Origin of the sequence: Roseobacter sp. FCG-D35 (assembly GCF_033436665.1) — a bacterium.
Taxonomy (GTDB): Bacteria; Pseudomonadota; Alphaproteobacteria; order Rhodobacterales; family Rhodobacteraceae; genus JAWQFO01.
The window spans coordinates 30,850-47,584 of record NZ_JAWQFO010000001.1 but is presented as its reverse complement, the minus strand read 5'-3'; the positions used below and the strand labels follow the sequence as shown (position 1 = coordinate 47,584).

The following is a 16,735-nucleotide window of genomic DNA, read 5'->3' as shown; positions in this document are numbered from 1 at the left end:
TGCGCTCAACGCCCGGCGGCGGTCTTCCGGACGGGCGCCTGCGTTCAAATCCTTGTGTGAGCCGGCCGGGACCGCTAAACGCAGCCCGACAGTCGCAAACGCTTCAGGAGATGCCCGATGGCCGCCACCCGCACCGAAACCGACAGCTTCGGACCGCTGGAGGTCCCCGCAGACAAGTACTGGGGCGCGCAGACGCAACGCTCGATCAAGAATTTCCCCATCGGCTGGGAAAAGCAGCCGGTCCCGATCGTGCGGGCGCTCGGCGTGGTCAAGAAAGCCTGCGCGCAGGCCAATATCAAGCTTGGCAGCATCGACAAGGACATCGGCGAGGCCATCGTGGCCGCGGCCTCGGAAGTGGTCGAGGGCAAGTTCGACGACAACTTCCCGCTGGTGGTCTGGCAGACCGGATCCGGCACGCAGTCGAACATGAACGCCAACGAGGTGATCTCGAACCGCGCGATCGAGATGCTGGGCGGCGAAATGGGCTCGAAAACGCCGGTGCATCCCAACGATCACTGCAACATGGGGCAAAGCTCGAACGACACGTTCCCGACGGCGATGCATGTCGCCATCGCCATGCAGGCGCGCGACGTACTGCTGCCGGGGCTCGAAAAGCTCGCCGCGGCGCTCGAAGCGAAGTCCGAGGCGTTCAAGGACATCATCAAGATCGGGCGCACGCACACGCAGGATGCCACGCCGCTGACACTGGGACAGGAATTCGGCGGCTACGCGCACCAGGTCCGCAAGGGGATCGAGCGCGTTCAGGCGTGTCTCGGCGACATATACGAACTCGCGCAGGGCGGCACCGCTGTGGGGACCGGCCTCAACACCAAGCAAGGGTGGGCCGAGATGGTGGCACGGAACATGGCCGAGATCACCGGCCTGCCCTTCGTGACCGCCCCCAACAAGTTCGAAGCGCTGGCCGCGCATGACGCGATGGTGATGTTCTCGGGCGCGCTCAAGACGGTGGCGGCGAGCCTGTTCAAGATCGCCAACGACATCCGCCTGCTGGGGTCGGGTCCGCGCTGCGGGCTGGGCGAGCTGATCCTGCCCGAAAACGAGCCCGGCTCGTCGATCATGCCTGGCAAGGTCAACCCGACGCAGGCCGAGGCGCTCACCATGGTCTGCGCGCATGTCATGGGCAACGACGCGGCGGTCGGGTTTGCCGGCAGCCAGGGGCATTTCGAGCTCAACGTCTACAACCCGATGATGAGCTACAATGTGCTGCAGTCGATGCAACTTCTCGGCGACAGTGCTTCGGCCTTCACCGACAACATGGTGGACGGCATCGAGGCCAACGAGCCGCGCATCGAGAAGCTTTTGCACGAGTCGCTGATGCTGGTCACCGCCCTGGCGCCGACGATCGGCTACGACAACGCCACCAAGGTCGCCAAGACCGCGCACAAGAACGGCACAACGCTGAAGGAAGAAGCGATTGCGCTGGGCTTCGTCGACGCCGAGACCTTCGACCGGGTTGTGCGCCCCGAAGACATGATCGGGCCGAAGTGACCGTGGCGCCATGAGCAGCACGCCGATCAACCTCAACAAGCGCCGCAAGGAGCGCGCGAAGGCCGAGAAAAAGGCACAGGCGGACCGCAACGCCGCGGCCTTCGGACGCACGAAGGCCGAACGGCAAGCCGAGAAGGACCGCGCAGCGAAGGCGGACCGCACGCTCGACGGTCACAAGCGCGAGCCGTGAGCGATCGGCCCGTCAAGCATTCGGTGACGCTCAAGGGGCACCGCACGTCGATCTCGCTGGAACCGGAATTCTGGCAGGCGCTGCGGGAAATCGCACGGGCGCGCGACATGGCGATCAACGCGCTGGTGGCCGAGATCGACGTGGCGCGTGGCACCTCCACGGGGCTGGCCTCGGCGATCCGGCTTTATGTGTTGCGGGACATAAGGGCGCGTTTACCCCGTCAGCCCTAGCGTCGGCGCATGTCCGTCCCGACCATACCCGCGCCGCTTTCCGCCCACGCCTGGATGCGCCATGTCTTCAGCTCGAAGGCGGCACGCGACGGCGGCGTGGTGCGGCGCAGCATCCGCGACATCGAACGCTTCGTCGGCCGCGCGGCCTTCGAGGCGGAACTCAGACGCCGCGGCTATCGCGCGGTCGAGAACGCCGGGCAGCTGGTGGTGTTCTGCAACCAGGAGTCCGTGCGTCAGGTGCTGTAGCCGTTTTCTTGCAAGAAAACGGACCGGAAACTTGGAATTTTCCGGGGCCGGCTCAGGCGACGGAGGCGCGGTAGATCTGGTCGACGTTCGATCCCAGGGCAGACTCAAACTCCGCGTCGGACATCTTCGCGTTCAGCCCCTCGGTCAGCGCCCGGCTGAAGCTGGCGATCATGCCCGAGTTCTGCGCCAGCTTCTCGGAAGCCTCGTCGGTCGAATACCCGCCCGAAAGCGCCACGATGCGCAGGATGCGCGGGTCTTGGGCGAGCTGGTCGTAGAGCCCCGCCTGGGTCGGAAGCGTCAGCTTGAGCATGATCTCGGCGCCCTCGGGCAGCGTGTCGAGGTGCGCCTCGATTTCCTGCTTCAGCATCTCCTCGGCCTCGGCCTTGGTGGGCGAGTGGATGTCGACCTCGGGCTCCAGGATCGGCACCAGCCCGGCGGCAAGCACAGTGGCGCCAACCTCGAACTGCTGTGCGACGATCGCCTTGATGCCAGCCGCGTCGGCCTCCTGAATCACCGAGCGTTCCTTGGTTCCGAAGATCCCCTTGGCCACAGCCTCCTTCAGCAGATCCTCGAGACCGGGCATCGGCTTCATCAACTGCACCCCGTCGCTGGCGGCCTGCAGTCCCTTGTCGATCTTCAGGAACGGCACGATCCCCCGCTCTCTCCAGAGCAGTTCCGCCACCGGCGTCCCGTTGATTTCGTTCTGCATCGTGCGCTCGAAGAGGATCGCGCCGATCACCTTTTCGCTGGTGAACGCGTCGGCGAGAATGATCCGGGACCGCATCTCGTGGATGCGCGCGAACATCTCCTCGTCTCCGGCGTAATCCGACGGCTCGACGCCGTAGAGGCTCAGCGCCTTGGGCGTGGAGCCGCCCGACTGGTCCAGGGCCGCGATGAAGCCCTGTCCGGATTTCATCTGGTCACGCATCTTGCCGAGATCGCTCATAATCGCTCCGTACTGATGATTCCAATCTGCCACTGAATAGAACAGGCGCAGACCGCTTGGTACATGTTAGCGGCAGACAAGGCGCAGGCGAATGCCGTCGCGCGCCCGAACCGTCAGATGGGCGACCGGAACGGGCCGATCGCCCGCGACCGGTTCTAGCCGGAATGCGTTAACGAGGCGCGAAAGGATCAGCGGGCCTTCGATCATCGCGAATCCGGCCCCGGGGCAGACCCGCGGCCCGGAACCGAAAGGCATGTAGGCTGTGCGCGCGCTGTGCTGGCCGTCTTGGGTCCGCCAGCGCCCCGGATCAAAGGCGTCGGGGTGCGACCAGAGCCGTTCATGGCGCTGCAAATGCCAGGGACTCAGCACCACCTGGGCGCCGCGCAGCACACGCCGGCCGCGCCAGTCGGCGTCCCGACTGGCCTCGCGCACCATCATCGGCACCGGGGGGTAGAGCCGCAGCGTCTCACGAAAGACGTCGCGGCTGATCGGCCCGGCCGCCATCGGGTCCTCGCCCGCGTCGCGCCGATCGGCGGCCTCGTGCGCAACCTTCTCCTGCCAGTCGGGGTTCTCGGCCAGTAGGTAGAGCGCCCAGGCCAGCGCCGCGGCGCTGGTCTCGTGACCGGCCAGAAAGAAGATCGCCACCTGGTCGACCATCTCATCGGGCGAAAAGCATCGACCGGTCTCGGTGTCCGGCGTCGTCATGATGCGCGTGGCGAGATCGTCGGGCGCGGTCCCGTCCGCGATCCGGTCCACGCGCTCGGACACCAGTGCAGCGATCCGTCCGCGAAGGTCGCAGGCGGCGGCGCGCACGGCACGCTGCGGACGGCGCGGCCACCAGCGCGGCAGCGGCACCAGAGCGGCGAGGGTCAACACCGGCTGGGCACGCTGATAGGCGCGGAACCCATCGAAAACTGCGCGCGCCGCCCGGTCCTCGATCGGAACCGAGAACAGCGTGCGAAAGATCACGTCGGCGGCGGCATGGCTGGCTTCCGCCTCGATCTCGACAACCTCGCCAGCCCGTCCTCGCAGCCGGTCTACCGCGGCCTCCGCGGCCGCCGCGATGGCCGGAACCGCGGCGGCGATGCGTCCGCGCGCGAAGGCCGGGTCGATGATCCGGCGCTGGCGCGCCCATTCGGCACCGTTGCTCAGGAACACCGATCGACCCAGCAGCGGCCGCAGCCCCTCCGCCACGCGGTCCGACTTCGGAAAGTCGTCCGGCCGGTCGACCGTGATCTGCCGGACAAGATCGGGCTGGTTCACGAGGTAGCTTCGGAAGAACGGCGTCCGGAACTCCGCCATCCACGCCCGGTAGAGCCGGTCCGGCTGGGCCGACAGGATGTCGGCGCGAAAAAGCCGCGCGTAGCGCCAGAGCGGCACATCCCCGGCGCGGCCCGAGGGTTTCGGCGGCAGCGTCATGCGGCGATGGACGTGTACCCGCTGAGCGGCCGGGTCCGGCGCGAGCGGGAGGCCGGGCGGCCGGCAAAACGCGCCCCGAGCGTCAGTGGCCCGGCGGTCACGCGGAAATAGTCGTAGTCCTTGGGCCGGTCGAAGGCGCAGAGGTACTGAAAATGCAGGCGGAAAAACCGCCAGCGCAGGGCGCGCCGGCGCTCGGGGCCGAGCGTCTGGGTGAAGGCGGCCGAGAAGACCAGCGGCCAGCGCGCGGTCTCTGGTGCGACGCCGGACACCGCGACGGGATCGCAAAGCGCGAAGGCGCAGCCGTCTCCCGGGGCGCTGACGTCGACCCAGGCGATGCGATCCTGACCGGCCATCAGTCTCAGATTGGCCCGCAGCGTGTGCGCCCCGGGCAGGAACGAGACCATCGGGATCACCTGCCCGAGGGTCAGCAGCGACAGCGCAGGTCCCGCGTCTGGCACGCGCGCCGTTCGCAGCAACGGGCCTAGCGTGGAGACCGCGAGCTGCGCGCCCGACGAATGGCCGACAACCAGCACCTCGTCGACATCCTCGTTCAGGGCCGCCGCAATCCGCTCTCGGAAGTCGTCAAGGCGACGCTCCAGCACTGGCGGTGTCGCACCGTGCCTACTGGCGGCGAAAGCATAATCCTGCATCAGGTAATGCGCGAAGAGGCGCCCGTCCCGCGCCCGAAACAGGCGCAAAACGGCCCAGGCGGTCGCGACACCGAGGGCAATTGGTAGCACCCAAACAACGCCGCCCTGCGAAGCGGGCCAGACATGTTGCAGAACCTCCGCCACGACCCGGCCTGCAAGCACTGCGACGAGCAACTGCACCAGCAGCATCCCAACAGGGTAGAGCGCGGCCAGAACCGGCCCCTTGCGCAACCTTGCGAGGCGCAGGAAGGCCCCGGTGGAGAGATAGACCCAGACGGTGCGGAACAGCGCGATGTAGCTCGATAGAATGCCGCCGCGCATGCTGTCGCGGACGATATCGCACCAGCCCAGCACCTCGAACTCGCTGACCGTTCGGGCGCCGTCAATCATCGTCTCGACCTGCCAGGTGACCGCGCCGGCCCGCGCGGTCTCGCCGGGGTGCATGGTCAAGACGTAGCCCGAGAGGCGCGCCTGTTCGGCAGCCTCGCGGCGATAGAGTTCGCGGTAGCGTCGGGCCGGCACCGGGTCGAAGCCCGGGATGCAGAACACCCGGCGCCGCCGGACCGGCGCGGGTTCGCTCATGTGAGGGCCTCGATCATGGGCGCAGACTAGACCGGAACTTTGCCCGGCGTAAGCCGCCTATCCCAGCGTCGCCAGCGCCGGGAAGGTTTCGAGCAGCCACCAGGAGAAGGTGGTAAAGGCCCCGCTGACCAGCGCCACGCCGACCAGTACTAAGAGCCCACCCATGACACGCTCGATGGCGTGCATGTGCCGCTTGAGCCGGTTCATCACACCGACCGCACGGGTGATGAACATCGCGGCCAGCAGGAAAGGGATCCCGAGGCCCGCCGCGTAGAGCCCCAGAAGAAAGGTGCCGCGCCCCACCGAGGCCTCGGAGGCCGCCAGCGACAGGATCGCGCCGAGTTGCGGGCCGATGCAGGGTGTCCAGCCGAAGGCGAATGCGAGCCCCAGGACATAGGCCCCGAAGCTCGATCCACCGCGGTCGCCGGCATCCATCCTCGCCTCGCGGTCGAGAAACGGGATCCGGAACAGTCCCAGGAAATGCAGCCCGAAGACGATCACGACGAGCCCGGAGACCTGGGTGAAGAGGATCTGGTTCTGAAGGAAAAACGCCCCGAAGGCCGAGGCCGTGAAGCCGAGAATCAGGAAGACGGTCGACAGGCCCAGCACGAAAAAGAGCGCCGCGATGGTCGCGCGGCGGCGTGCAGCACTTGTGCCCTCCATCTCGCCCAGGCTGACGCCGCTCATGTAGGCGAGGTAGGGCGGAACGATCGGCAGGACGCAGGGGCTGAGAAAGCTGATGATCCCGGCCAGCATGGCGACCGCCATGGCCGGCAGGAGGCTGGCATCGATGATCTCTATCCCGAACATGGAATCTCCCTTAGGCCATTCTTGCAGGTCCGTCACGCGCCGGCGCGTCACATCCTTGTGGACAGGCTGAAACATCGCCCCTATGCCGTCGGACATGACCGACGACCGCTTCTTTCTCGATGCCACCGGGCTGCTGTGCCCCCTGCCCGTCCTGAAGGCCCGCAAGCGCCTGATGTCGCTGTCGCCGGGCGAGACCCTGACCGTGCAGGCCGATGATCCGGCGGCCATCGTCGACGTGCCGCATTTCTGCGCCGAAGCCGGCCATACGCTGGTGTCGACCGAGACGGACGGGCCCGTCCAGACCTACGTGATCTGCAAGACCTGACACCGCAACGGAAAAGGCAGGCCCGAAGGCCTGCCTGACTTTCTGCGTCCGGTGTCGGGCGTCAGCCGCCCAGAGACCACCAGCCGCGCCGCTTGGGCTTCTGTTCTGCCGGTTCCTCGGCCGCGACCGGTTCCGTCTCGGGTTCGGGTGCGGGCTCCGAGGCCGGTTCGGACTGGGTGTTGGCCGGCTCCGGCGTCGCCTCGGGCTGCTCGAGGTCGAGTGGCTCGGCCTGAGGCTCTTCCGGCGCTTCGGCGGCATCAGCGGGCGTTTCTGCGGCATCCTCTTCAGGCGCGGGCGCGCGCGCCGCCTCGGTCGTTTCGGCCTCGGGCGCCTCCACGGCAGTCGCGGCGGCGGCGTGCTCCTCGGCCGGCTCGGCCTTCTTGCGGCTGCGGCTGCGCGATCTCTTCGGCTTCGGCGCGGCTTCTGCCGTCTCGGCCTCTTCCGCAACTACAGTGTCACCCGAGACGTCAGCCGTCTCGGCGATCTCCGCCGCGTCCTCGGACTTGCGGCTGCGCGAGCGGCTGCGGCTGCGCGACTTCTTCGGCTTCTCGGAGGCCTCGGCCTCCTCTGCCGGCGAATCGCTTTCGGCAGGCGTCTGCGCCTCGTTAGACACCTTTTCGCCCTCGGACGCGTCGCCGTCCTGATCCGTGTCGGACCCGTTCTCGGCATCGGTCTGCTGCTCGGCTCCGGAGGACTTTCCGCGTCCGCGACGCCGACGGCGGCGGCGCCGCTTCGGCTTGCCCTCGCCATCGTCCCCGCCGCTCTGGGTCTCGGCATCCGGAGCCGCGGGTGCTTCTTCGGCCACCGGCTCTTGCGCCTCGTCTTCGTCGACCTGGTCCATCAGCGACGTGTCGACCGACACCACTGGGGCCGCAATCGGCACCGTGCGTGTTGCCGTCTTGAACTTCTCGAGCGAGAAGTCCGGACTGACCAAGGCCGGATCGCCTTCGATCCGCACGGCCATGCCGTAGCGCGCTTCGATCTGGGCGATGTGTTCGCGCTTCTGGTTCATCAGGAAGTTGGCGATGCCCACCGGCGCGCGCACGAGCACCTCGCGCGAACGCTTGCGCGTGCCCTCTTCCTCGACCTGGCGCAGAACCGACAGCGCGAGGTTGTCGTCCGAGCGGATCAGGCCGGTACCGTGGCAGGCCGCGCAGGGCTGCGTCGTCGCCTCGATCATGCCGGGGCGCAGGCGCTGGCGCGACATTTCCATCAGACCGAAGCCCGAGATCCGCCCGATCTGGATACGGGCGCGGTCGGTCTTGAGCTTTTCCTTGATACGCTTCTCGACCGAGGCGTTGTTCTTGCGCTCGTCCATGTCGATGAAGTCGATCACGATCAGCCCGGCAAGGTCGCGCAGGCGCAATTGCCGCGCCACCTCGTCGGCGGCCTCGAGGTTGGTCTTGAGCGCGGTCTGCTCGATCGAGCCTTCCTTGGTCGCCCGGCCCGAGTTGACGTCGATGGCCACCAGCGCCTCGGTGACACCGATCACGATATAGCCGCCCGAGGGCAACTGTACCGTGGGGTTGAACATGCCCGCCAGATAGCTTTCCACCTGGTAGCGCGCAAAGAGCGGCAGGCTTTCGGCGTAGAGCTTCACGTTCTTCGAGTGGGACGGCATGATCATCTTCATGAAGTCCTTGGCGATGCGATAGCCGCGCTCGCCCTCGACCAGAACTTCGTCGATGTCCCGGTTGTAGAGATCGCGGATCGAGCGCTTGATGAGGTCGCCTTCCTCATAGATCTTCGCCGGCGCGATGCTTTTCAGCGTCAGCTCGCGGATTTGCTCCCAGAGCCGCTGCAGATACTCGTAATCGCGCTTGATCTCGGCCTTGGTCCGCTTGGCGCCCGCCGTGCGCACGATCAGGCCCGCACCCTGCGGCACGTCGATTTCCGAGGCGATTTCCTTGAGCTTCTTGCGGTCCGCCGCATTGGTGATCTTGCGCGAGATGCCGCCACCGCGCGCGGTATTGGGCATCAGAACGCAGTAGCGGCCGGCGAGGCTGAGATAGGTGGTGAGCGCGGCGCCCTTGTTGCCGCGTTCTTCCTTGACCACCTGAACCAGCAGGATCTGGCGAACCTTGATCACTTCCTGGATCTTGTAGCGGCGCGGGCGCGGCTTGCGCACCGGGCGCAGGTCCTCGGAGTCGTCCTCCTCGGCCACGGATTCGATGGTTTCGTCGCGCTCGGCAGCGTCGGCGGCACCGTCTTCTTCGTGATCGTCATCCGACTCGTCTTCGTTGGCGCGCGCTGCGTCGCCGTCGTCCGAAGCGTCCGCGTCACCGGCTTTGACATCCGGCGTGTCGCCGCTGTCGCCTTCCGGCTCCTCGACCGGGGTCTCGCCGACCCGTTCCATGGGCGAGACGCCTTCGTCCTCGTCCTCGAGGTCGACGGTCTCCATACCCGAGATTTCGCGCGTGGTCGTCGCGTCCTCGCTCGCGGTCTCCGCGGCCTTGGACTTCGAGCGGCCGCGCGAGCGCGACCGCTTCTTTGGCTTCTCTTCGTCCTCTTCGCTTTCCTTCTGCGCCTCGGCATAGGCGCGCTCTTCCTCCATCAGCGCCTGACGGTCGGCGATGGGGATCTGGTAATAGTCGGGATGAATTTCCGAGAACGCCAGGAAGCCGTGGCGGTTTCCGCCGTATTCGACGAACGCCGCCTGCAGCGACGGTTCGACTCGGGTTACCTTGGCGAGATAGATGTTTCCGGCGAGTTGCCGCTTGTTTTCGGATTCGAAGTCGAACTCCTCGACCTTGTTTCCGTCCACCACCACGACGCGGGTCTCTTCCGCGTGGGTGGCATCGATGAGCATTTTCTTTGCCATTTATCCATTGTGCACGCACCGGCGCCCCGTCTGCGCAATGGCTGGCGGGGGGGCGGGCTGTGTCTTGTCAGGGCGATATGTGACGCGTGCGCGGCGCGGCCCGGTGGGGCAATCGCCTGTCTGCTCGATGCATCTGCGCGCGTCATCGCGGTTCTTCTCCGATGCGGGCGCTGGAAAGCGGCCGCGCATCCATTGTGAAAACTGAAGGTCTTGGGGCGAGTCGCCTTGCAACGGTTCAGCGGTTCGGTGGCCGTTTCCGACCCTATCGGTCTGTCCCGGCGGCGCGGGAAACCGCACCATGCACCAGGTCAGCGAAACTCATACGGGGAAGGACGATCATTCGACCCTTTCCCCGGTGGCTTCTAGATAAAGCCACGATGTCACAAAACGCAATGGCGAATGTGGCGCGAAACGCGAGAGTTTTCCACAACGCCCGCAATTAAGACAAAGTTTCAGCCACTTAAGACACAACCCTTGCGGGCACCAGGCTGCGCGCGATTGTCACAGATAGTCCGAGCGCTGCAGGCCGTACTTGGCCATTTTTTCGTTCAGTGTCCGGCGCGGCAGGCACAGTTCGTCCATCACCGACGAGATCGACCCCTTGTGCCGGCGCATGGTGTTATCGATCAGCATGCGCTCGAAGGCCTCTACATATTCCTTGAGCGGCTTGCCTTCGGTCGTCATCACCGGCTGCATCTCGTCATGGTCCGACATCAGCAGCGATGCGATGGTCCCAGATCCGCGCCGCGACTGCAGAACCGCGCGTTCGGCGACATTGATCAGCTGGCGCACGTTACCCGGCCACGGCGCCTGCAGCAGTTGCGCCGCCTCCTGGGCCGAGACCTTGGGCGCGTCGCAGCCGTATTCGTCAGCAAACTGGTCGCTGAGACGGGTGAACAGCGTCAGGATGTCCTCGCCGCGCTGGCGCAGCGGCGGCACAGTGATGCGTAGCGCCGCAAGCCGATAAAAGAGATCCGGACGCAGCGCATCCTCGCAGGTGCGCCCCGCTTCCTGCAGGTTGCAGATCGCGACGATGCGGGTTTCGGCGGGTGTTCCCTGTTCGTTGATGACGCTCAGTAGCCGCGCCTGCAGCGTTTCGCTCAGCGCCTCCACGTCCTCGAGCACCAGCGTGCCGCCGCGCGCCTCCTCGATCGCCGGCAGCTGGGCATCCTCGGGCTGCATCGGGCCGAACAGCCGCTTGGACAGCGCGTCCTCTTCGAAGGCGCTGCAACTGACCAGCACGAACTTCTTGCCGGCGCGAGAGCCCACGGCATGCAGCGCGTGGGCGACCAGCGTCTTGCCGGTGCCGGTCTCGCCGTCGATCAGCACGTGACCGTCGGCCTGGCCGAGATCGAGAATGTCCTCCCGCAGGCGCTCCACGACCGGGCTCTGGCCGATCAGTTTCTTCATCAGCTGCGAGCCGTCCGACAGTTCGCGGCGCAGCGCGCGGTTGTCCATCACCAGCCGGCGCGCGCTCGTCGCCTTCTTGGCAAGCTCGCTCATCCGGTCCGGATTGAACGGTTTCTCGAGAAAGTCGAACGCGCCCACACGCATCGCCTCGACCGCCATCGGCACATCGCCGTGACCGGTGATCATGATGACGGGCAGCGCGGAATCGTTGCCCATCAGCTTTTTCAGGAACTGCATGCCGTCCATGCCCGGCATCTTGATGTCGGAAATCACGATCCCCGGATACTCCGGGCCCAGCACCTTGAGCGCGTCCTCGGCGCTCGAGAAGGTCTCGGTGTCATAGCCGGACAGCGCGAGCCACTGGCTGATCGACTGCCGCATGTCCTGTTCGTCGTCCACGATCGCGATTTTCATGGCCTGTGTCATGGCTTACTCCGCCGCTTGTGTCGTCTGGTCGTCGCCCATGATGGGCAATTGCATCTCGAAAACCGCGCCGCCGTTCTGGCCGTTGCGCGCCGTCAGCCGTCCGCCGAGGTCGCTGACGATCCCCGAGGAGATGGCGAGCCCCAGGCCCACTCCGTCTCCCGGCTGCTTGGTCGTGTAGAAGGGCTCGAAGAGGGCGTCGAGATCCTCGATCCCCGGCCCGTTGTCCCGCACGGTCAGCGTTGCCGTTTCCCCCGCCGACAGGATGATGTCAACCTTGGGATTGCGTTCGGACTTGGTGGCGTCGATGGCATTGCGCAAGAGGTTGACCATTACCTGCTCGATGCGCAAACGGTCGCCGACGACGCGCACGGGATCGTCCGGCATGATGCGCGAGATCTGCACCTGGCGCTGGCGCAGCTGCGGCTCCATCATCGACAGTGACGAGGCCAGAGCCTCTTTCATGTCGACCGGTGCAAAGGCTTCGGCGCCCTTGCGCGCATAGGACTTGAGCTGCCGCGTGATCGCGCCCATGCGCTCGATCAGGTCGTCGATGCGCCCAAAGGAAGACAGCGCTTCCTCGGGCCGGTTGCGCCTCAGCAGAAGTCGCGCGCCGGCAAGGTACGTCTTCATCGCCGCAAGCGGCTGGTTCAGTTCGTGGCTCACCGCGGCAGACATTTCGCCCAGCGCTGCAAGCTTGCTCGATTGCTCCAGCGTCTGCTCGGCCACCGCCAGCGTCTCCTGCACGCGCTTGCGCTCGGCGATCTCGCGCTGGAGCGCGAGGTTCAGCGCCCGAAGTTCGGCGGATTCGCGCTGGAACAGCGCCATGCGCAGGGTCGTGCGCCGGTTCAGCGCATAGAAACTGAGCGCCAGAAGCAGCGCGAAGCCCATGATTTCCAGCGCCAGAACCCCGTTCACCCGCTCGCGCACCGAGGCGTAGGTAGTGAAAGACGTCATGCGCCAGCCGCGGAACGGAATCCGGTTCTCGAGGCGCATCACCGCCTCGCCCTGCAGATAGGCGTCCGGCGGCAGCGCCGTCCAGTCGGCCGTCGCCTGGATCGCGCGTTCGATGGCGTTCTGCGGGGTCTGGCGCGCCAGTGCCGCCTCTTCGGTCAGCCCGCGCCAGCGCGGCTCGGTCGTCAGGATGATGGCCCCGGTGCTATCGGTCACGATGACCGCGTCCGAAATCCCCGCCCAGGCGCGCTCGAACTTCTGCAGATCGACCTCGACGGCGATGACCCCGGTGACTTCGGACCCGCTTTGCACGCGCCGCGAATAATAAAAGCCGAACCCGCCGCCCTCGCGTTGCACGACGGAGAAGACGGTCGCGTTCGAGCGGATCGCCTCGACGAAAAACCCCTCGGCCTTGTGCAGCTGGCCCAGTCGGTTGCGATCGGTCGCGGCGACGGTGCGCCCATCGACATCCATCAGGATCAGCGAGGCGGCGCCGATCTCCTCGACGAACGAAATGAGCCGACGCGTCGAGGCCGTGTAATCCGCGGTATCGAGCGCCTGGATCAGCGAAGGATCGCGCGCCAGAAGCTGCGGCACGATGGCGTTCTGGCGCAGCTCGGACAGCAGGTTGCCGCTGTAGAGGGCAAGGCGCAATTCCGCGCGCGTGCGCGTGCTTTCGGTGAAACGGTCGGTCAGCAGGCGGTTGGTGACGTAAACGGTGATCGTGGCCAGCACCAGAAGCAGCGCAAGCGCCACGCGCACGCGCCAGTTCATCTTGGGCGTCTTGCGCTCGGTATTTGCGTTGCCGCTCATTGCCGCAATCTACGCCTGCGGCGCGACGCGCTCAAGTCAGGCCGGCGTCAGAGCACCTGCGAGTGCGCGAAAGAGCGCCTGTCCATCGGTGCCGCCGTGACCGCTGTCCGCGGCCCGTTCGGGGTGCGGCATCATGCCGAGCACCCGGCGGTTCTCCGACAGGATGCCGGCGATGTCCGCCCGCGCCCCGTTCGGATTCTCGGTATAGGTGAAGGCGATGCGGTCGTCGCCATTCAGGCGCGCCACGGTGTCGTCGTCGGCAAAGTAGTTGCCGTCGTGATGCGCGATCGGGATATCGATCACGTCGCCGGCATTGTAGCCTTGGGTGAAGGGCGAGGCAGACGTCTCGACCTTCAGTCCGACGGTCCTGCAGATGTATTTCAGCCCCGCGTTGCGCAGCAAGACGCCGGGCAGCAGCCCGGTTTCGGTCAGCACCTGGAAGCCGTTGCAGATCCCGATGGCATACCCGCCGCGCTCGGCATGGGCGACGACCGAGCGGCAGATCGGAGACTTCGCGGCGATCGCGCCGCAGCGCAGGTAGTCACCGAAGGAAAAGCCGCCCGGAATGCCGACGATATCGACGCCCTGCGGCAGGTCGGTGTCCTTGTGCCAGACCATCGACACCCTGGCCCCGGCTTGTTCGAAGGCGACGGCGAGGTCGCGGTCGCAGTTCGATCCCGGAAAGACGACGACCGCGGCGTGCATCACGCGATCTCCACCGTGTAGGATTCGATCACCGTGTTCGCGAGCAGCTTTTCGCACATCGCGGTCACGTCGGCTTCGGTGGCGCCCTCCTCGAGGTCGAGCTCGATCACCTTGCCCTGGCGCACGCCCTTGACCCCGTCGAAACCCATCGCGCCGAGCGCGTGGCGCACCGCCTCGCCCTGCGGATCGAGCACCCCGTTCTTGAGCATCACATGCACCCGTGCCTTCATTTGCGCCTCGCCCGCTTTCTGTCGTCCAGTATGATGATCCCGGCCGGCCGCAGTCAGTTGATCAGCGTCGGCTTGGTGATTTGGCCCGTGGTCTTCGGCATCACGCCAAGCCGGCGCGCGACCTCGGTGTAGGCATCCGTCAGGTTGCCCAGGTCGCGCCGGAAGACGTCCTTGTCGAGCTTCTGACCGGTCTCGATATCCCACAGCCGGCAGCTGTCGGGGCTTATCTCGTCGGCCACCACGAGGCGCTGGAAATCGCCGTCGTAGATGCGCCCGATCTCGATCTTGAAGTCGACGAGCCGGATGCCGACGGCCAGCATCACGCCCGAGAGGAAATCGTTGACCCGCAGCGCCAGGCTCAGCATGTCGTCCATGTCCTGCTGGCTGGCCCAGCCGAAGGCCGCGATGTGCTCTTCGGTGACCAGCGGGTCGCCGAGCTTGTCGTCCTTGTAGCAGTACTCGACGATCGGGCGCGGCAGCTGCATGCCTTCCTCGAGGCCGAGGCGCTTGGCCATCGAGCCCGCGGCATAGTTGCGCACGATCACCTCGAGCGGGATGATCTCGACCGAGCGCACGAGCTGCTCGCGCATGTTCAGGCGACGTATGAAATGCGTCGGCACGCCGATCTGCTGGAGGCCGGTCATGAAGAATTCGCTGAGGCGGTTGTTGAGTACGCCCTTGCCGTCGAAAACCGCCTTTTTCTCGGCGTTGAAGGCGGTCGCGTCGTCCTTGAAATACTGCACGATCGTGCCCGGTTCGGGGCCTTCGTACAGGATCTTCGCCTTGCCTTCGTAGATTTTCTTGCGTCGGGCCATGGGCACACCTGTGGGATCGCAAAGCGGGGTCATCCCGCCTCGTCCGCGCACCTCATAGTGCAAGCCCCGCAATGCTGCAAGCAAGCGCGCACTTGTGTTGGCCTGCGGCAGAACGCATATGTGGGTCAACGCTCTACAGACAACCGGGGAGACCACCGCATGAGCACTTTCGACGACCGCGAGAACGCCTTCGAGAACAAGTTCGCGCATGACGCCGAGATGCAGTTCAAGGCCGAGGCACGGCGCAACCGCCTGCTGGGCCTCTGGGCCGCCGAACTGATGGGGCTGGAGGGCGATGCCGCCACCAGCTACGCCGCGGAAGTGGTGAAAGCCGATTTCGAGGAGGCCGGCGACGAGGACGTCTATCGCAAGGTGTCGGGCGACCTCGGCGACAAGGCCGACGAAAAGACCATCCGCTCCAAGATGGTATTGCTGATGACCGAGGCCAAGGCGCAGATCCTGCAGGAAGTGAAGTAGACCCACCCCTTCGCCGGACAGTATCTTCACGGGCGCCCTCGGGCGCCCGTTTTGGTTAAAGCCGGTCGCGCGGCTCATGTTGATGATGAGATTTATGCATTTGCCTCCCTGCCGTTGCCGTGACAGGAAGCGCGCGACGTCCCCGGAGATCCGACCCATGGAAAACCCGCTCATCGCGCTCCTGTCCGAGCGCGGCACCCTGCTGGCCGATGGCGCCACCGGCACCAACCTGTTCAACATGGGGCTGATGTCGGGCGATGCGCCGGAGTTGTGGAACACAGACCAGCCGAAAAAGATCGAGGCGCTCTACCGCGGCGCGGTCGAGGCCGGCAGCGACCTGTTCCTGACCAACTCCTTCGGCGCCAACGCCTCGCGCCTCAAGCTGCACGGGGCCGAGAAGCGCGCGCACGAACTCTCCCGCGTTGCTGCCGAGATCGGGCGCGAGGTCGCCGAAACCGCCGGGCGCAAGGTGATCGTCGCAGGCTCGGTCGGCCCCACCGGCGAGATCATGCAGCCCGTCGGCGCTCTGAGCCATGCGCTGGCCGTCGAGATGTTCCACGAGACCGCCGATGGCCTCAAGGCCGGCGGCGCGGATGTCGGTTGGCTCGAGACCATCAGCGCCCCAGAGGAGTTTCGCGCCGCGGCCGAGGGCTTCGCGCTGGCCGGGCTCGATTGGTGCGGCACGATGAGCTTCGACACCGCCGGGCGCACCATGATGGGCGTGACCAGCGCCGACATGGTCAAGCTGGTGGGCGATCTCGACAATCCGCCGATGGCTTTCGGCGCGAATTGCGGCACCGGGGCTTCGGACCTCTTGCGCACCGTGCTGGGCTTTACGGCACAGGGGCCGGAAAAGCCGATCATCGCCAAGGGCAATGCCGGCATCCCGAAATACGTCGAAGGTCACATCCATTACGACGGCACGCCGGACCTGATGGCCGACTACGCCGTCATGGCACGCGCGTGTGGCGCGCGGATCATAGGCGGCTGCTGCGGCACCATGCCCGAGCACCTGCGCCACATGCGCGAGGCGCTGGACACCCGGCAGATGGACCACGCGCCCTCGCTCGAAGAGATCGTGGACCGTCTGGGCGCCTTTTCGTCGGCAAGCGACGGCACCGGCGAGGATGCGGGCGAGGCCCGTGCCGCGCGGCGCGCCGGACGCCGCCGCCGGGGCTGA

Annotated in this window: 17 protein-coding genes; 7 read left to right on the top strand and 10 right to left on the bottom strand. The window is 66.2% G+C overall.

Annotation, left to right across the window (positions count from 1 at the left end; all coding sequences use genetic code 11):
• The first annotated feature begins 117 nt into the window (after positions 1–117).
• From fumC to R5H30_RS00210, 4 genes are read left to right on the top strand one after another with little or no spacing between them, the layout of a single operon-like run.
• The gene (fumC, locus tag R5H30_RS00225) at positions 118–1,509 is read left to right on the top strand and encodes a class II fumarate hydratase (protein ID WP_318325972.1); all 1,392 of its coding nucleotides are present in this window, start codon (positions 118–120) and stop codon (positions 1,507–1,509) included.
• Positions 1,510–1,519: 10 nt separating this feature from the next.
• A complete protein-coding gene (locus tag R5H30_RS00220; RefSeq protein ID WP_318325971.1) occupies positions 1,520–1,699 on the top strand; it encodes a DUF4169 family protein in 180 nt (59 codons plus the stop codon).
• Entirely contained in the window at positions 1,696–1,929 is a 234-nt protein-coding gene (locus R5H30_RS00215; protein WP_318325970.1) for a ribbon-helix-helix domain-containing protein, read from the top strand. Before R5H30_RS00220 ends, R5H30_RS00215 begins: the two co-directional genes overlap by 4 nt.
• 54 nt (positions 1,930–1,983) lie before the next feature.
• Positions 1,984–2,175 carry a hypothetical protein gene (locus R5H30_RS00210; protein ID WP_318325969.1) on the top strand — a complete coding sequence of 64 codons (192 nt, stop codon included), beginning with the start codon at positions 1,984–1,986 and terminating at the stop codon, positions 2,173–2,175.
• Positions 2,176–2,227: 52 nt separating this feature from the next.
• Here the strand turns inward: R5H30_RS00210 and R5H30_RS00205 are convergent, their stop codons facing one another.
• The 4 genes from R5H30_RS00205 to R5H30_RS00190 all read right to left on the bottom strand — a co-directional run bounded on the left by R5H30_RS00205 (position 2,228) and on the right by R5H30_RS00190 (position 6,582).
• A complete protein-coding gene (locus tag R5H30_RS00205; RefSeq protein ID WP_318325968.1) occupies positions 2,228–3,121 on the bottom strand; it encodes a fructose bisphosphate aldolase in 894 nt (297 codons plus the stop codon).
• Positions 3,122–3,187: 66 nt separating this feature from the next.
• On the bottom strand, positions 3,188–4,540 hold the full coding sequence (locus R5H30_RS00200) for a cytochrome P450 (protein WP_318325967.1): 1,353 nt from the start codon (positions 4,538–4,540) through the stop codon (positions 3,188–3,190).
• Entirely contained in the window at positions 4,537–5,772 is a 1,236-nt protein-coding gene (locus tag R5H30_RS00195) for a hypothetical protein (RefSeq protein WP_318325966.1), read from the bottom strand. The genes R5H30_RS00200 and R5H30_RS00195 overlap by 4 nt, the downstream gene beginning before the upstream one ends.
• Before the next feature lie 57 nt (positions 5,773–5,829).
• A complete protein-coding gene (locus R5H30_RS00190) occupies positions 5,830–6,582 on the bottom strand; it encodes a cytochrome c biogenesis CcdA family protein (protein WP_318325965.1) in 753 nt (250 codons plus the stop codon).
• Positions 6,583–6,676: 94 nt separating this feature from the next.
• Here R5H30_RS00190 and R5H30_RS00185 point away from each other — a divergent pair, with 94 nt between their 5' ends.
• Positions 6,677–6,907, top strand: coding sequence for a sulfurtransferase TusA family protein (locus tag R5H30_RS00185; RefSeq protein ID WP_318325964.1), 231 nt, complete (start codon positions 6,677–6,679; stop codon positions 6,905–6,907).
• 61 nt (positions 6,908–6,968) lie between these two features.
• On the opposite strand, the gene R5H30_RS00180 is transcribed toward R5H30_RS00185, so the two are convergent.
• From R5H30_RS00180 to purC, 6 genes are all read right to left on the bottom strand, one after another.
• Positions 6,969–9,728, bottom strand: a complete 2,760-nt coding sequence (locus R5H30_RS00180; RefSeq protein ID WP_318325963.1) for an Rne/Rng family ribonuclease — start codon at positions 9,726–9,728, stop codon at positions 6,969–6,971.
• A gap of 501 nt (positions 9,729–10,229) precedes the next feature.
• Positions 10,230–11,564, bottom strand: coding sequence for a sigma-54-dependent transcriptional regulator (locus tag R5H30_RS00175; RefSeq protein WP_318325962.1), 1,335 nt, complete (start codon positions 11,562–11,564; stop codon positions 10,230–10,232).
• Between the two features lie 3 nt (positions 11,565–11,567).
• Positions 11,568–13,328 (bottom strand): sensor histidine kinase, encoded by a 1,761-nt coding sequence (locus tag R5H30_RS00170; protein WP_318325961.1) that lies wholly within the window; start codon positions 13,326–13,328, stop codon positions 11,568–11,570.
• A 36-nt stretch (positions 13,329–13,364) separates the two neighbouring features.
• Entirely contained in the window at positions 13,365–14,033 is a 669-nt protein-coding gene (purQ, locus tag R5H30_RS00165; RefSeq protein WP_318325960.1) for a phosphoribosylformylglycinamidine synthase subunit PurQ, read from the bottom strand.
• Positions 14,033–14,263, bottom strand: a complete 231-nt coding sequence (gene purS, locus R5H30_RS00160) for a phosphoribosylformylglycinamidine synthase subunit PurS (protein ID WP_318325959.1) — start codon at positions 14,261–14,263, stop codon at positions 14,033–14,035. The genes purQ and purS overlap by 1 nt, the downstream gene beginning before the upstream one ends.
• A 53-nt stretch (positions 14,264–14,316) precedes the next feature.
• Positions 14,317–15,078 carry a phosphoribosylaminoimidazolesuccinocarboxamide synthase gene (gene purC / locus R5H30_RS00155; protein WP_318325958.1) on the bottom strand — a complete coding sequence of 254 codons (762 nt, stop codon included), beginning with the start codon at positions 15,076–15,078 and terminating at the stop codon, positions 14,317–14,319.
• A 159-nt stretch (positions 15,079–15,237) separates the two neighbouring features.
• Between purC and R5H30_RS00150 the strand changes: the two genes are divergently transcribed.
• Positions 15,238–15,555, top strand: a complete 318-nt coding sequence (locus R5H30_RS00150) for a DUF1476 domain-containing protein (protein ID WP_318325957.1) — start codon at positions 15,238–15,240, stop codon at positions 15,553–15,555.
• A 157-nt stretch (positions 15,556–15,712) separates the two neighbouring features.
• Positions 15,713–16,735: a betaine--homocysteine S-methyltransferase gene (bmt, locus tag R5H30_RS00145; RefSeq protein ID WP_318325956.1), complete on the top strand. Its 1,023-nt coding sequence runs from the start codon at positions 15,713–15,715 to the stop codon at positions 16,733–16,735.

Bases quoted from the DNA above. Each gene is read 5' to 3' on its own strand.
- R5H30_RS00180 (WP_318325963.1), bottom strand. From the start codon at position 9,728: ATGGCAAAGAAAATGCTCATCGATGCCACCCACGCGGAAGAGACCCGC.
- purQ (WP_318325960.1), bottom strand. From the start codon at position 14,033: ATGCACGCCGCGGTCGTCGTCTTTCCGGGATCGAACTGCGACCGCGAC.
- purS (WP_318325959.1), bottom strand. From the start codon at position 14,263: ATGAAGGCACGGGTGCATGTGATGCTCAAGAACGGGGTGCTCGATCCG.
- R5H30_RS00170 (WP_318325961.1), bottom strand. From the start codon at position 13,328: ATGAGCGGCAACGCAAATACCGAGCGCAAGACGCCCAAGATGAACTGG.
- bmt (WP_318325956.1), top strand. From the start codon at position 15,713: ATGGAAAACCCGCTCATCGCGCTCCTGTCCGAGCGCGGCACCCTGCTG.
- R5H30_RS00195 (WP_318325966.1), bottom strand. From the start codon at position 5,772: ATGAGCGAACCCGCGCCGGTCCGGCGGCGCCGGGTGTTCTGCATCCCG.
- R5H30_RS00190 (WP_318325965.1), bottom strand. From the start codon at position 6,582: ATGTTCGGGATAGAGATCATCGATGCCAGCCTCCTGCCGGCCATGGCG.
- R5H30_RS00175 (WP_318325962.1), bottom strand. From the start codon at position 11,564: ATGACACAGGCCATGAAAATCGCGATCGTGGACGACGAACAGGACATG.
- R5H30_RS00200 (WP_318325967.1), bottom strand. From the start codon at position 4,540: ATGACGCTGCCGCCGAAACCCTCGGGCCGCGCCGGGGATGTGCCGCTC.
- R5H30_RS00220 (WP_318325971.1), top strand. From the start codon at position 1,520: ATGAGCAGCACGCCGATCAACCTCAACAAGCGCCGCAAGGAGCGCGCG.
- purC (WP_318325958.1), bottom strand. From the start codon at position 15,078: ATGGCCCGACGCAAGAAAATCTACGAAGGCAAGGCGAAGATCCTGTAC.
- R5H30_RS00210 (WP_318325969.1), top strand. From the start codon at position 1,984: ATGCGCCATGTCTTCAGCTCGAAGGCGGCACGCGACGGCGGCGTGGTG.
- R5H30_RS00205 (WP_318325968.1), bottom strand. From the start codon at position 3,121: ATGAGCGATCTCGGCAAGATGCGTGACCAGATGAAATCCGGACAGGGC.
- fumC (WP_318325972.1), top strand. From the start codon at position 118: ATGGCCGCCACCCGCACCGAAACCGACAGCTTCGGACCGCTGGAGGTC.
- R5H30_RS00185 (WP_318325964.1), top strand. From the start codon at position 6,677: ATGACCGACGACCGCTTCTTTCTCGATGCCACCGGGCTGCTGTGCCCC.
- R5H30_RS00150 (WP_318325957.1), top strand. From the start codon at position 15,238: ATGAGCACTTTCGACGACCGCGAGAACGCCTTCGAGAACAAGTTCGCG.